The organism is Parasphingorhabdus sp., assembly GCF_039968395.1.
Classification (GTDB): Bacteria; Pseudomonadota; Alphaproteobacteria; order Sphingomonadales; family Sphingomonadaceae; genus Parasphingorhabdus.
Map to the genome: position 1 here is coordinate 1,233,597 of NZ_JBDVPV010000005.1, position 15,812 is coordinate 1,249,408.

The window sequence follows — 15,812 nt, forward strand, 5'->3', positions numbered from 1 at the left end:
CAGTCGCGGCTTGTTTTCCAACCCATGTTGATCAGACGTGTGAACAGCCTCTCTACTGCCAGGTAGCGATCAACTCGTCATACTCGATTGTCAACGGTTTGGGATTCTCGTTGGCCAACTTGGGCTTCGGTGATCCCGGTTGATTCAACCAATAGGCATTTCCGCGCTCCTTATCGAGCTTCGGTCCGAGATCCCCCTGCAATCCCGATCTCTCCAGACGGCTGAGAACGCGTTCTTGCTGCTCACACAAGGAATCAAGTGCGGCTTGCGGCGTTTTGGTCCCCGAAGAGGCATCGCCAATATTCTGCCACCAAAGCTGTGCCAGTCGAGGATAGTCAGGAACATTGGTACCGGTCGGAGACCATTGGATGCGCGCAGGAGAACGATAAAACTCCACCAGCCCGCCCAGTTTGGGGGCACGTTCCGTAAAACTGTCATGTTGAATGGTGGATTCCCGGATGAACGTCAGACCGACATGGGCTTTTTTGACGTCTACTGTTTTTGACGTCACAAACTGTGCATAGAGCCATGCCGCTTTTGCCCGTTCAGTGGGTGTCGACTTCATGAGTGTCCAGGCTCCGGCATCCTGATATCCGACCTTCATGCCATCTTGCCAATAGGCTCCGTGGGGACTGGGTGCCATGCGCCATCTCGGTGTTCCGTCATCATAAAGGACAGCAGAAGCATTTTCTCCAACCATGTTTGCCGTGAACGTTGTGTACCAGAACATCTGTTGCGCAATGGCACCTTGCGCCGGCACGGGCCCTGCTTCGGAAAACGTCATCCCGGCTGCAGACGGGGGCGCATAATCTGAAAGCCATTTGGAATATTTGGCCAGCGCATATACCGCGGCCGGAGAATTGGTGGCCCCTCCCCGCGCAACACACGATCCTACCGGCTGAGAGTTCTCGTTTACACGGATTCCCCATTCGTCAACGGGCAAGCCGTTGGGTTCTCCGACGGATCCCATGCCTGCCATCGACATCCACGCATCCGTAAAACGCCATCCCAGCGACGGATCTTTCTTGCCATAATCCATGTTGCCATAGACTTTTTTCCCATCAATCTCTCTGCCTGTGAAGAATTCTGCGATATCCTCATAAGCTGACCAGTTGACCGGGACTCCAAGTTCATAGCCAAATTGCGCCTTGAAGTCGGCTTTGATATCGGGATCAGTAAACCAATCGTACCGGAACCAATAGAGGTTCGCGAATTGCTGATCGGGCAATTGATACAATTTTTTGTCCGGGCCGGTTGTAAAGCTGGTGCCTATGAAGTCTGCCAGATCAAGCGTTGGGCTGGTCACATCAGCACCTTCTCCGGTCATCCAGTCCGTCAAATTGCGGACCTGCTGATAGCGCCAGTGCGTACCTATCAAGTCGGAATCATTGACATAGGCATCATAGATGTTTTCGTTCGACTGCATCTGTGTTTGCAGTTTCTCGACCACATCGCCTTCTCCGATAAGATCATGCGTCACCCTGATCCCGGTAATCGCTGAAAAGGCCGGGGCAAGAACCTTGGACTCATACTCGTGCGTGGCGATGGTCTCTGAAACGACCGAAATCTCCATTCCCCTGAACGGTTTCGCTGCTTCCGTAAACCACGCGAGTTCCGCTTCCTGTTCAGCTCTGCTCAGACTTGATAGCGCTCCAATTTCTTCATCGAGGAAAGATTGGGTCGCCGCCGCCGGGTCCGACATGTCCACGGCATTGACGCCGCCATTGCCAGCTTCTTCTGAATCCGAGCACGAGAATGTCGCAAGGCTCATGCAAAGGATTGCGGTTGTTCGCATGTTTTTCATTTCATTGATCCGATCTTTTTTTCCGTTCTATACCCAGCGAAACACGCAAACTGCAAATAACCCACAGATTGCGAGCGCCCCATATTGCGGCGCGTCCAGCAAGCCAATCCATGCAAGATTGATAAAGGCAGAGCCAAGCAGTGTAATGAACAGCCTGTCGCCACGCATCGTTTCTATGCCTAACACACCAACTCTCGGGACGCTGGGATATTTTCTGTGCAACAGCGCCATGCCAATCAAAGTCACGGCAATGCAGATGAAGAAAATTGCAGTGGGCAATGTCCAGGCCATCCATTCCATCTAGTCATTCTCCCCCATGTCAAATCCCCTTAAACCCGCCCAAGGGCGAAACCCTTGGCAATGTGATTACGGACAAAATAGATCACGATTGCTCCGGGGATGATGGTCAAAACACCGGCCGCAGCCAGGACCCCCCAATCCAGTCCGGACGCCGAAACAGTTCGGGTCATGATCGCCGTAATGGGCTTGGCGTCGACGCTGGTGAGCGTTCGGCTCAACAACAATTCAACCCAACTGAACATGAAGCAAAAAAACGCGGTCACGCCAATTCCGGGCGCAATCATCAGAATGAAAATTTTTGTGAAGAATCTGGTAAATCCATAACCGTCAACAAATGCGGTTTCGTCAATTTCTCTTGGGACACCGCGCATGAAGCCTTCCAATATCCACACGGCGAGAGGAACATTGAACAGACAATGCGCCAAGGCAACGGCAATGTGCGTGTCGAACAGTGACACACTCGAGTATAGTTGAAAGAAAGGCAGCGCGAAGACGGCAGGCGGTGCCATGCGATTTGTGAGCAACCAGAAGAACAGATGATTGTCGCCGAAAAACCGATACCGACTAAATGCATATGCTGCTGGCAATGCAACCGAAAGGGAAATAACCGTATTGAGTGACACATAAATGAAGCTGTTTACATAACCCATATACCACGAAGGATCCTGAAGAATGGTCTGGTAGTTCTTCAAGGTAAAATCACTCGGAAAGAGTGTGAACGAACTCAAAATTTCGGAGTTCGACTTGAAGCTCATGATGACGAGCCAGTAAATCGGGACAAGCAGGAAAACCAGATATACTATCATCACGACATTTGCTGCGCGCCTGTTCGGCAGCGACTTTGAGTTGCGGTTTTTGGTAGGTGAGAGGCCCTTGCTCATTGCTGGGCCTCACTTTTCTCTACGGTAATCATGACCGTGTAGAAGACCCAGGATATGAGCAGAATAACAAGGAAGTACATGAGCGAGAATGCGGCTGCAGGACCTAGATCAAATTGCCCAAGTGCCATTTTCACCAAATCTATCGATAGGAATGTAGTCGCATTTCCTGGACCTCCACCGGTTAGAACAAACGGCTCGGTATAGATCATGAAACTGTCCATAAAGCGCAGCAAAATGGCGATCATCAATACACCACGCATTTTTGGCAGTTCAATATATCTAAAGACACTCCAGCGGCTAGCCTGGTCTATTTTGGCGGCCTGATAATAAGCGCTCGGGATCGACCGTAATCCGGCATAGGCGAGCAGTGCGACCAACGATGTCCAGTGCCAGACATCCATCATGATCACGGTAACCCAGGCGTCAAAAGCGTTCTGTGAATAATTGTAGGAGATACCCAAGTCGGACAATAGCCGGCCGAGAAGGCCGATATCTGCGCGTCCGAAAACCTGCCAGATCGTTCCGACAACATTGTATGGAATCAGCAACGGCAAAGACATCAGAACCAGGCAGATCGAGACTGATAATCCTTTTTTTGGCATGCAGAGAGCGACCAGCACACCCAGCGGTATTTCAATCAAGAGGACAATGAAAGAAAATAGGAGCTGTCGTCCCAGCGCATGCCACAGGCGTTCGGAATGGAGCAGTTCCCGGTACCATTCCAGGCCAACCCAAAAGAAAATATTTTCTCCGAAACTATCCTGAAAGGAATAGTTGACCACGGTCATCATGGGAATGATCGATGAAAAGGCAACCAGGATCAGTACCGGTAGAACCAAAAGCCAGGCGCGCTGATTAACAGGCTTTTCCATCAGGCAGAGCCTCCTCGGGGATCATCGACAAATTTGCCGTCGATGCGCCAGTCATCGCAAAAAATACCAATCTTGGTCCGATCAAAATCCACGCTGGTCATGTCAGTTTCAATTTCAAATCCCTCTTCGGCAGAGATCGTGATTTCGACATCAAACAGGGTTGCGGTGATAAATTTATGTCTTCCGACATCCTGAACGCGATTTACTTGAACCGGCAAACCATCGCCTTTTGTCAATCGGACGAACTCTGGCCGTATCCCCAAAAGAAGTTCACCGCCCGGATCCGCATAATCCACGCCTAATTCGATCGTTTCCCCATTTGTGCGAGCCTGGTTCCCTGCAACCGAAACGGGAATAAAGTTCATTCCGGGAGAACCGATAAAATAGCCCACAAATACATGTGCCGGAGATTCAAAAAGCTCTTTCGGCGTGCCGATTTGTACCACGCGGCCGTCATGCATCACCACGACTTTTTCGGCAAATGTCAGCGCTTCGGTCTGATCGTGAGTTACATAAATCATGGTGTGCCCAAATTCCCGATGCAAGGATTTGAGTTGTGTCCGCAATTCCCATTTCAAATGGGGATCAATAACCGTCAGCGGTTCGTCAAAAAGTATCGCATTTACATCATCACGAACCATCCCGCGCCCGAGCGAAATTTTCTGTTTGATGTCGGCAGTCAATCCTCGCGCCTTTTTGTGCAGCTCTGCTTCCAGGCCAATCATGTCCGCGATCCGCTGTACCCGCTCGGACACATAGTCGGGTGTCATACGTCGGTTACGCAAGGGAAAAGCCAGGTTTTGGCCAACCGTCATCGTGTCATAGACAACCGGGAACTGAAAAACTTGCGCAATGTTGCGTTCAACGGTCGATGATGCTGTGACATCTTTGTTATCGAACAAAATGCGTCCGCTGGTTGGAGTGAGCAAACCGGAAATCAGATTGAGCAATGTTGTTTTGCCGCAACCGCTGGGGCCCAGCAAGGCATAGGCCCTGCCATCCTCCCAGGTATGATGAATCTCCTTGAGGGCGAAATCCTCATCTGCCCTGGGATTGGGAAGGTAGCTGTGCGTCAGATTTTCAAGTGTGAGAGATGCCAAGCCTAACCCCTCGCCTTGTCAGGTTCATGTTTTGGTGATGCCACCAGCTTTTCGTCCTTGTCAAAAAAGAAGATATTCTCAGGGTTTAGGCACAGGTTCAGAATTTGCCCAACCTCAAAAGTCTGAAGTCCGGGAATCAACCCGATCCATTTTTCACCCAAAGCATCAAGGTGAACAAATGTATCTGAACCGCCAAGTTCAGTGACGGTCAGTTTTGTGGAAAATTCAAGAGCACCCGGCGAAACACTGGTTGTTTCTAGATGATGGGCGCGAAAACCTGCTCGATATTCTCCATCGGGTAATCTGGTCATATTGTCGTTCAGTGTTGTCGATTGCCCATCCGGAAACCTGGCCGTGGCTCCGCTTTTTCTGACCGGCACAAAATTCATTGGCGGATCGGAGTAAACGCGAGCCGTGGTCTCATCCACAGGATGGCGATAGACATCCATAGCAGCTCCATATTGGGTGATGCGGCCATTCCAGATTGTCGCCGTGCTTCCCCCCAACAGCAAAGCTTCTTCCGGTTCCGTTGTCGCGTAGACAAAAATGCTTCCGGATGCCTCAAACAGTTTCGGGATTTCGATGCGCAACTCTTCGCGCAGTTTGTAGTCCAGATTTGCAAGCGGTTCGTCCATCAGAACGAGGCCGACATCTTTTGCCAGGGCCCGCGCCATCGCGCATCTTTGTTGTTGCCCTCCGGAGATTTCATCCGGCTTGCGATCAAGAATGGAATTGAGCTTCAGCAAGTCGGCCATTTCTCGAACTTTCGCATCGATCTCGTCTTCCGGCTTTTTTTGCAGCTTCAGCGGAGATGCGATATTATCGCGTACGGTCATCGATGGGTAGTTGACGAACTGCTGATACACCATTGCGATATCGCGATCCTGCACGCGCTTTTTCGTAACGTCCTTCCCATTCCAAAAGATCTTGCCGGAATTTGGCTTGTCCAGACCCGCCATCAGTCTCATCAATGAAGTCTTGCCAGACGAGGTCGGCCCCAGAAGAACGTTCATCGTTCCCCGTTGCAGTTCGATATCGGTGGGATAGATATGCGTTTCAGCACCAACGATTTTTGAGATTCCTTCAAGTCGCAAGCTCATGAAGTGTCCTCAGTAGATGCGCCAGCCGGTCGGATGACCATGGCTCCGTTTCCATAAACAGCAATTCTGAGCATCTTTCCCCCACCAAGAACTTGCCGCGCGATTTTTGAAGGATTGGGCGACAACCGATCTATGGCATCAAATGGCGCGCAACGTATATAGAAAATCCATTGCAATTGACCGATTGGCTCTTAGACCCAAGTGATGAACGCATCGCGCATTGCTTTGATTTTGTTATTGCTGCTTGGCTTGGCTGTTTCAGCAGCAGCCTGGTTCACCCAGGATATCTCGGCCGATACCGGATCAGAAACATCCATCACCGACACCAAAAAATTGCAACTGAATGTCATTGCGCAAGTCGGCCCCTGGCCCGTCGCTTCGCGGTTGATCGGATATCAGGGGAAATTATGGTTTGCCAATTCGGTCAAGGGTCGCAATCATAATTCAGCCGACATCTGGAGTTTCAATCCGAAAACGCGCGAAATACGCTATGAACGTCATTTATACAGTCAGGATGCCGGACACCCTTTGATCTTCAAGGGACTGATGTACTGGCCTTTCGAGGATGCCCTGCAATCCGCGGGCAATGGTATTATCGAAGTTACCGACGGCAAAACCTGGCAACCGTTGATCATTTCCAATCCCCCCATCTATCACACCAGTCAGTTGCTCGAGTGGAATGGCGGATTACTGGCAATCACCGGAACCCGAAACGCCGGCATGCAGTTATCTCGCGACGATGGCCGCAACTGGCAGGAATTCTATATTCACCCAACGCCCTCAACCCATGTCAGTCGGATCAAGGAAATGATCGTTTTTTCCGGCGCTACATATGCCTCATTGAATGACGCCAAGGTAAAGCGTCTTGTCCGTTGGACTGGTTCCGGATTCCGAAACGTCAGTAGCTGGCCGCTTAATCGTTACTTCAATGGTCTTACGGTTCACCGGGATGGACTTTTCGGCATTGTGGGGCGTGGTCGGGAGAGAGAAATCTGGCGTTTTGACGGGCGAAGATCTGTCCGTGTCGGATTTACCGGTCCGTTCGTCGATCTGGCCAGCGACGGGTATCAACTTTGGGTCGTGTCCAATGACGGACGGTTATGGTCGAGCCCGAAGGGAAATTCCTGGTTCCGTCATGGCGATCTCGAACAAGGTCGACCTGTGTCCATTCAAGCCGTTGCCGGAGCAATTTATATTGCCGGTGCCGGAGACGACGGACGCGGAATTGTCTGGGGACCGCGCAAACATGACATTCCAGTTGGTAATCCTCCCCCCGCACTCGTCTCGCAGAGTCCCAACCGGAAGGTCGCAACAGATTGGAAGGCCGCCGGTCGCAAAATTGATGCACTGCTGGCCGATCCTGCCAGCTACGCCGGAAATGGCATCAGCGAAGCGCGTCAGCTAATCGCCCAGGCTTCCGTCAACGGGGCGCCTTCCGGCTTTTTTGCAGAACGTCTGAAAGCAGAGTTGCCGTCGGTGACGATACGAGCCTTCGGTGGAGGCATGCAGCTCAACGCAAAAGAATTTGCGCGCTCTTTGGTTTTATCGGGCATGGAGAAGGCTGGTCATGCCAATGTACCGATTTCTTATCTGGCCGCCCCCTGGACCTCTAAGCCAAATAGTTATGAAAAATATTTTGAGGTGGTATTAAGCGCATTGCGCGCGGTCGCAGCATCTGGTCAGAATGATCGAAAAACGCTGGAAGCGCTGTTGGCCAGAATGGATTTTGCAAATGACCCGCCATGGCTTCGCTCACAAGTAATCGGTACTCTCACTGCGGTGAGCGGAAAGCATTTCGGTTATGATATTGGTGCCTGGAAAAATTGGGCGGGATCAAGGAATGAAACAACTATGAGGACGGCCGCAAGTTACCAAGAAAGCACCATAAATTGAACATGCAGAATAAAAGCTAAAAGAAGCGAAACAAAGCGCAATTAGCCGTTTGTTCATTATCTAGATATCCGATTTCTGCTCCAGGAAAAGCCACAGTCAGAATTGCAAATTTGTGAGCAGCTCAATTTTCCTAAAGTGGGGTTGCGAAAATGATTATATGGTTTTTTCAAACCTAACCTTCCGGAATACCGGCTTTGCGAAGCCCCGCCAGACATCGATTGAGACTTTCCTTATCTTGGAATGGTTGATGCACGGCGAATGTTTGCACAGTATATTCCGGATTGATTCTGAGGATGTTCCTGGCCGCTAATGCGGCGTCTTGATCACGACCCAATTCACAATAGACGATTGCGAGAGTGCAATATGCGTAGAAATAGTCAGGATCCAGTTCAAGGCATTCATTGGCAGCCACAATTGCTTCATCGTATCGCTTCATCAACATCAGTGTTGCTGCCAGAATTTCAGGATTTCCTGCCTTGTACAAAGGGGCAAGTTTCATTGCCTTTCTGAGCATGGATTCCGCCAGTTCAAGCTCATTGCAATACATCTTTATGGCTCCGGCACAGCCAATTGCATAGTTGTTGTTCGGCCCAAATTCGATTGCGCGATGGGCTAGTTCATTTGCGGTTTCATATTGTCGCATTGATATCATCACCAGTGCAAGCAATCCGAGCATCCCAGCATTGGTTTCATCAATCTCCAATCCTCGTTCTGCCGCCTCTTTTGCCAAGCTCAATGCCAGTACAGTATCGTCTGACCACCCTCCCAGCGTTTCGGCCCAGTAGGAATATCCTAACCAGTTCCATGCTCCACCATAGTTTTCATCCAATGCGATTGCTTTTTGTGCCAGTTTGCGTCCGGCGATTACATTGAACTTTCGACGGGTCAGGCACAGTTCCCGCGCCTTCATTACGGCTTCCCAGGCCTGATAATTTGTGGTTCCGCTCGACCACAAGCGGGCGTCTTCTCCGTCTACCAATTCGACTTGGAGCGCGGTTATAACTTCTCGGGTCATTTCGTCTTGCAGAGCGAAGATATTCTGCATTTCCCTATCAAATCGTTCGGCCCAAATGTGATCACCCGTCGACGTTTCGATAAGCTGTGCCGTTATTCTGAACCGGTTATCTGAACATCTCACACTGCCCTCAAGCACATATTGGACATCAAGCTCGCGCCCGATTGCTTGTATGTCGACGGGACGATCCCTGTAGTTGGAAAGAGAGACACGACCGAGAACAAACAAGCGAGGAACTTTTGTCAGCGCGGTAATTATGTCTTCACATATTCCGTCGACAAAATGGTGATGCTCCAGATTTTCTGACATGTTTTGAAACGGCAAAACCGCAATAGATGATATTCCAAAAGGCGGCCGGGCGAGCAGGCGATTCACTTCTTCATCGGAACCAATTGTATCGCTAATATCGTGACCGGGTTCGTTCTCCAAAACCGCTTCCGACGGAGAGGCCCGATGTGTGATCAGCTTCGGCTCTGCTATGAATCTGAACCCTCTGCTATGAACGGTCTTTATCAGACGCTGGGTCTTACCCCCGTCATCAACTGCCTGTCGTACAGAATAAATTCGGCTGTTTACTACCGACTCCGAAACGATGCGGCCGCCCCAAATCCGCTCGTTTATCTCATCTTTGGTGACGATACGATGATGGTTTGATACCAAAAGCTCCAACAGAGCAAAGACCTGTGGTTGCAGCTTTCTGGAAACGCCCGCGCGAAACAACTCTTGCTGTTCAGTGTTTAACTCAAAATCTTCAAATTTGTATATCATAGGGTGCACAGCGATCTGACAAAACGCAAAAAATATTACTACACAAACATATCGATTGGTAACATAGCGCAAAAGAAATTAACGCTCCAAACAATGTCATTTGCTCCGAGAGCCGGTGAATTCTTGATTAGTACATTTTCATTATCCGGACGAGCGAAAGATTGCGGAGGCAAGCATCGTTTCACTCAATTTTTAAACGACCCTGCAGCGAAAGTTATTGTTCTGTGTCAATTGTAACAAGGTTTTTTACCGTCGACGGCTTCTCTGAGGAGGGTGAATTTGCCAACATGCGAAACTCTTGGGAACCACTGCTGTAACCACCGTTACGCCGCTTGATATATGTCTTTTTCCCTGACAGCATTTCGAATAACAGTCGAGGAGTACGAACGACAATCCTGACAAAGAAGACTATATGCGGAATGAATTTTCGGATCACATAGAACATCGGGAAAAAAGCGAAAAAAAAGAAGTGTTTCCGAAAAAATGTGACCAGCTTTGTATCCTTTCCTATCCTGACGTAAAGCGCTGTAATTATGAAACTAATCATTAGATAAAGACCGATGATAGCCATTATGTCAATGAGCATATCGCGCTTCCTTTTCCTGAAGAGATGTCAGCCTGTTTGTCACAATCCCTCATGCTTGTAGGCCAGCAGAACTGTTATGTTCCGGCCGCATGGAACAGAACAGCACACTACCTCAGTTTGATGGGTTGTATTCAGCCTCTGCCAATCTGTGAAATTGACCACACTTTGCGCGCGATGATACAGTTACATCTATACAGAGTCTGAACATCATATTCAAATTGACCAAATGACTTATCGATCTGCAGCAAAAAATTCTTCTCCACTTTGAGTCCTCCCGATTTTGTCAATTGCAATCAAATTTTCCGGCTTTTGGAAACCGTGTCCATTTTGGTCAAATGATGTATTTTGTTGAGTAAAGCTTTCAGAAAGTATGTAGAAAAACCCTAGATCATCTCTATTTTTTAAATTGGTCCGATTGATGATCGAGCATTTGAGAATTGGTTACTTGTGGCTGCAATGGAGGTTTGACGAGCAAATTCGAAGGCAAACTCTAACAAGTTCAAGGATTTACGAATATCTAAGGGCCATCTCATCCTATTCGGCAGGTTGTTTTGTCGCAAACCGCTATTCGCAGCTACGGTCAAACATAATCTTCTGTTGAATAATTCTAGTCGGGCACGCCCCCGTTGCGCAAGCCAGCCACAAATCTAATCTTTGAAGCAGGTTCACGAATAGGATGTGAGTTGGCAAACATGCCAGTCGTATAGCTCGGGTATATTCTGAGAATTTCTTTGCCAGCGTTACGTGCCGCTTCATTCTGCCCGGTTTCGGAGTAAACAACTGCTAATATACAGTAAGCGTAGTAATAGTCCGGATCAATTCTCAGGCAATTTTTCGCTTCTGCAACAGCTTCTTCATTTTTGCCAACCAGCCATAGAGCGACCGCTAGAATCGCAGCGGTACCGGCGTTGTACAGCGGTGCATATTCCATTGCCTTCCTCACGACCGGAATGGCATCTTTCGGTCGACCTGAATATGCCAGCACAAAACCTGAATTCGAAAACGCATGGGCATTGCCGGGTCCAAAAGTGATAGCTTTTTCCGCCTTCAATATGGCCGTCTCATGTTCGTTCAATGAAAGATGTACGAGCGCAAGCAATGAAAGAAGGTTCGCATCAGTTTGATCAATAGCCAGTGCCTGTTTCAAGATTTCCATTGATCGCTGAAGGGCGGATTTTGAATCAGGACTCCATCCATCACGTGATTCCGCCCAATATGAATAAGCCAGCCAGTGCAGCGCCGAAACATATGTTGGATCAAGGCTGATTGCACGTTTTGCCAGTGCGCGGCCTTCCATCACATATCGTCTTCGGTGCGTTAGACAAAACTGCCGTGCTTTCACGAGGGTTTCCCACGCTTCAAAATTGCGTGTTCCGCTAGACCAGGCTCGCGCCTGTTCGCCGGATGATAGTTTTACCTGAAGCGATGACACAATCTCACGCGTGATTTCGTCATGAAGGTCGAAAACATTCTGTCTTTTGCGCTCATAGCGCTCGGCCCAGATATGAAAGCCCGTCGATGCATCCATCAATTGGACGGTAATTCTCAGACGGTCATCAATCCGCCTCACGCTTCCTTCAAGAATATATCCCGGATCCAGCAGATCTCTGCTGGAGTCAATTTCTCCTGGTCGAGCTGTGCTTTTAAAAACAGAATCACCCGAAGCAATCCTAAGCCTGGGGAGCTTCGCCAACGCAATGATAATGTCCTGACAAAGCCCATTGGCGAATTGATCATGATCCGGCTCATCAGACAGATCATTAAATTCCATGACCGCGATAGAGGTCTTGCCTCGTTTACAATCACTTGATTTGTTTTTTGGTACGGCAACCTTGCTACTATCGATGACCTGACCAACGAAACGAAATCCGCGATTATGAATGGTCTTTATGAGCCGCTGGCCTTTGCCGTCATCACCAATCGCAAGTCTGGCCAAACGAATACGACTGTTAATCGTCGATTGCGAGACTATTCGACCATTCCATATTTTTTGCAAAAGCTCGTTCTTGGATACCAGACGACTATGATTGGAGATCAACAGGTCTATCAGTCTGAAAACTTGAGGCTCGAGTTTCACAGGCACGCCATCTTGACGCAATTCATGGTTAAGTGAATCAAGTTCAAAATCTTGAAATCGATAAATCATAGAAAAAATGCTGGCCCTAAGGTTATTTGCCATAAAGCAAAGAAGTCCGGGGGTCCAGACTCAGGTTTGACAGAAAAGTTCATCTTCGGTCATGATATCCTGTTGAAAGCATCTCCAAACAGTCACTTGAGAACCTCTTGCAAACGATACTCTGCTTCATAAGCTTGATGCTCCCTGCCGCCAATGCGCCCACAATTAAAAAAATTACGCCATTTTTCATCTCGCAATGAGCATCGTGACAGGAGGATTGCTGCATGGGCTGATTGGTTAAAATCAGGATACCGGCTGAACAATCGCACGGATTATGCTGAGGTACTTCTATATTTTTTTGGCGAGAACTTTCACCTAATCTTGTGAAGCCGCTCCTGGCCAGAAGACTGCGTCAGAGTAGGCTTGCTCTCCGCATTCCGGTTTTACGATCCCGTTGATGCAAAGAACATCTTTTCATTGAGATAGGGAAGCGTCTTTTTCGGTTGGTTGAGGGACATGCCGTTTCAGCGAAGAGACCGGGTAGTTGGAAGTCCACGGCCTCTTCGCCTTTAAGGTTATCCAGATTCTCTTTGTGGCAGTCATGAGTTTTGCGAATGGCTCCGGACTGGCTTCACGCTCGGGCTTGGGGTTACCGGATATCAGAATTTCTTGCGCAATTTCAGCAAGCCTCCAACCGCTTCCAGATCACCAAACTCCGCAAACCCGTCTGCAGACAAAATCCATCCGTCTCCGAAGGCCTTTTCAAATCCAGCTTCCACGACATACTGGTTCCTGATGTTTTCACCAGTGGTCAGGAAACTCGATTCACCGTTGCTATTCTGACCGAATTGCGATGTCAGCCCAATCTGAGTGTCCCCGACATAATGATAACCGCTGACCGATGCATTGATTGTGATGCCGTTATTCCATTTGTGGTTCATCGACAGTCCATAGCCGAATGTCGTCCGATCAAAGTTACCGCTTTCTGCTGTGAACGCCGTAGGGCCCGATCCGATCGTGAATAGATCCTGATGGACGTTATCCCACGCAACCAAGACATGCGGCTTGAGCATCCAGTCATTATCATCAAATCCATCAACGGTGAGCCTTATACCGGCGCCAACGTAATTAACGTCGGTGCTGGTGGATTGCGCAGTGGCAACTCCCGCTGCGGGTATGACCAGGTTCATACTTATATCGTGGGTACCTGCTGCCCAGGACGCTGTCCCGTCAATATGGGCTTGTAGACCGCTATCGGAAGGATTCATGTTGGCGCTGGCAGTCATTCCGGCGCGGAAAACCTTGATTGTGGAACTGTCAGGTGCAGTTACGCGTTCTTCGGTTTCAATGTCTGCATAGCCGACTGCAAATCCGAACGATACATCGCCCAACGCAAGGTTGGATATACCGGCAGCCAGTTCGTAGCTATTGGCATAATAGTCCGGATTTGAACCGGTACCGTCTTGCTCATGATACACATATTGAATTTGACCCCAGACCTGCTCGCCCGTTTTCTGTACCGGCGCATATAATGTATCACCCAATGCTGCAGTTTCGACGGAGCGGGTCTGTCCTGTCTTGACCCCATTTTCATTCGCAAGACGATTAAGAAACAGGTTTTGGGAAGAACGGAACACTTCCAACCCGCCGATTGCAACCTCAGGACGCAGCTCGGTCAGCGCACTTTCCAGTACCGGGAGGCTGTCGATCAGACCAATGTCAAACGCTATCAGTTCGAAACCGTCTGCAAGGGTATCATTCTGCAGTCCCGTCAACAGATCGGCTGCGACCGAAATGTCATCCGGATCGGTCAATCCATCAATCTCGTAGAGATTGTTGACTGTCGTCGTCAGCAATACATCGAAGGCACTGGTGTCATAAACCAGTTCCTGAGTAATGAGGAGGCCGCTGACGACGCCATCAAACGTACCGTTCAGTCCTGTTCCACCGTCTATCAGGCGCACATCATCTTCCGTGAAGCTTGTCTGATTCAGCGTTAGCGACCCTGCCAGTGTGACATCACCGGAAACAACCAGCTGGTCAAAGTGAATCGGATTAACATCGCTCAAGACAAGGACACCATCGGACGTTTGCGTAAAGTCCCCGGTAACCTCAAGCGCGCTGCTGCTGGTGGCCAGAATGTCCATTGTGCCGCTGTTCACGAGATTGCCAGTCAGGGACGCACCCTGGCTGATATCAACCGATGCCACGCTAGCAATGGTTAAGCTGGTTGATTCCAGAGCCCCTGCCCAAAAATTGGTGCCTGCATTGAAATTGATCTCTGTCAGTCCGGAATGGGTTCCTTCGAGAGTATATCCCCCTCCGTTGAAGTTATAGATTTCAAACGCATCTATCGCGTCGCCATCTGTTCCACTTCCATCAAGCATTCGGCCCGTGCCATTGAAGTTGACCGTATCAATACCCTCGCCGCCGTTCAGTGCACCGCTGGCCGTTCCGTCCAGGTTCAGTACGTCATTGCCGGCGTTCATGTTAATCGTGCCCAGTGCGGTCCCTCCGGACGCCAGCGTGAGACTGTCATCCCCTGCCCCGGTGTCAACCGCATCATTCAGCAATCCGCCGTCCGACAGGATCAGTATGTCATCTCCTTCGAACGTTGAGACCGGACCGTTGACGATGCCCGCAATGGTCACCTGGTCATTGGTCGTCAGACTGTTGTTACCGGTCCGTGTGGCAATACCATATGTTCCACCTGTCACCGTCTGACCAGATGCAACAGTCAGCTGCACACCATTTTCGGTCCAGGTGACAATTCCATTCTCACCGCCGGTTACATCACCGTCGATAGTGAGCGTCAGCGCACCGCTGCCCGCATCTGCTGCAATTCCGGAAACGCCGCCGGAGACGTCGCCGTTCGTGGTGATTTCAACCGCCTCGCCATTGGCACCACCCGTTACTGAAATTCCGTCACCGGATGTGCCGGTTACAGATCCTGCGGTCAGGATGCTGGTGGCGCCAGAGCCGAGATTGTCAGCAATTATGCCATTACTGCCGCCGCTCACCGCGCCGGATGCCGTGACAGTCAGATCCGTACCGCTGTTAACAACATTGATACCATCTCCCGTCCCGGCGGTAACGCTCGCCACATTCACATTTTGCACGGCACTGCCTGCATTGTTACTCACGATGCCGTTGGTTCCGCCACTAACCGCGCCGGTAACCGAAATATTCACGGCATCGCCGCCAGTGCCAACATCCACCTGGATTGCCGTAGTGCCGCCGGTCACTGCGGCCGCGCTGACGCTGGTGGTGCCTGTGCCGGTGTTTGTTGCATACATGCCGTAAAGGCCGCCGGTCACCAGATCGCTTGCGGTTACGCTCAGCTCGGTGCCCGCGCCGCTGGCGAAGATGCCATTGCC

The 15,812-nt window shown here is 50.0% G+C and carries 10 protein-coding genes; 1 reads left to right on the forward strand and 9 read right to left on the reverse strand.

The window, feature by feature from the left end; all coding sequences use genetic code 11:
* Window positions 1-52: 52 nt before the first annotated feature.
* The 6 genes from ABJI30_RS16580 to ABJI30_RS16605 all read right to left on the reverse strand — a co-directional run bounded on the left by ABJI30_RS16580 (window position 53) and on the right by ABJI30_RS16605 (window position 6,057).
* Window positions 53-1,804, reverse strand: coding sequence for an ABC transporter substrate-binding protein (locus ABJI30_RS16580; RefSeq protein WP_348025467.1), 1,752 nt, complete (start codon window positions 1,802-1,804; stop codon window positions 53-55).
* Window positions 1,805-1,831: 27 nt separating this feature from the next.
* Window positions 1,832-2,104 (reverse strand): DUF2160 domain-containing protein, encoded by a 273-nt coding sequence (locus tag ABJI30_RS16585; protein WP_348017798.1) that lies wholly within the window; start codon window positions 2,102-2,104, stop codon window positions 1,832-1,834.
* A gap of 29 nt (window positions 2,105-2,133) precedes the next feature.
* Window positions 2,134-2,910: a carbohydrate ABC transporter permease gene (locus ABJI30_RS16590; RefSeq protein ID WP_348017849.1), complete on the reverse strand. Its 777-nt coding sequence runs from the start codon at window positions 2,908-2,910 to the stop codon at window positions 2,134-2,136.
* A 71-nt stretch (window positions 2,911-2,981) separates the two neighbouring features.
* Entirely contained in the window at window positions 2,982-3,857 is an 876-nt protein-coding gene (locus ABJI30_RS16595; RefSeq protein ID WP_348017799.1) for a sugar ABC transporter permease, read from the reverse strand.
* Window positions 3,857-4,957: an ABC transporter ATP-binding protein gene (locus ABJI30_RS16600; protein ID WP_348017800.1), complete on the reverse strand. Its 1,101-nt coding sequence runs from the start codon at window positions 4,955-4,957 to the stop codon at window positions 3,857-3,859. Before ABJI30_RS16600 ends, ABJI30_RS16595 begins: the two co-directional genes overlap by 1 nt.
* A gap of 2 nt (window positions 4,958-4,959) precedes the next feature.
* Window positions 4,960-6,057 carry an ABC transporter ATP-binding protein gene (locus ABJI30_RS16605; protein WP_348017801.1) on the reverse strand — a complete coding sequence of 366 codons (1,098 nt, stop codon included), beginning with the start codon at window positions 6,055-6,057 and terminating at the stop codon, window positions 4,960-4,962.
* Between the two features lie 204 nt (window positions 6,058-6,261).
* On the opposite strand from ABJI30_RS16605, the gene ABJI30_RS16610 reads away from it, so the two are divergent.
* Complete coding sequence (locus tag ABJI30_RS16610; protein ID WP_348017802.1) at window positions 6,262-7,950, forward strand: hypothetical protein; 1,689 nt, start codon at window positions 6,262-6,264, stop codon at window positions 7,948-7,950.
* A gap of 172 nt (window positions 7,951-8,122) precedes the next feature.
* Here ABJI30_RS16610 and ABJI30_RS16615 read toward each other — a convergent pair whose 3' ends face one another.
* The 3 genes from ABJI30_RS16615 to ABJI30_RS16625 form a co-directional block, all read right to left on the reverse strand.
* Window positions 8,123-9,394 (reverse strand): tetratricopeptide repeat protein, encoded by a 1,272-nt coding sequence (locus ABJI30_RS16615; protein ID WP_348017803.1) that lies wholly within the window; start codon window positions 9,392-9,394, stop codon window positions 8,123-8,125.
* 1,532 nt (window positions 9,395-10,926) lie between these two features.
* Complete coding sequence (locus ABJI30_RS16620) at window positions 10,927-12,498, reverse strand: winged helix-turn-helix domain-containing protein (protein ID WP_348017804.1); 1,572 nt, start codon at window positions 12,496-12,498, stop codon at window positions 10,927-10,929.
* Window positions 12,499-13,094: 596 nt separating this feature from the next.
* Window positions 13,095-15,812: autotransporter domain-containing protein (locus ABJI30_RS16625; protein WP_348017805.1), on the reverse strand; the 2,718-nt coding region annotated here is incomplete at its 5' end.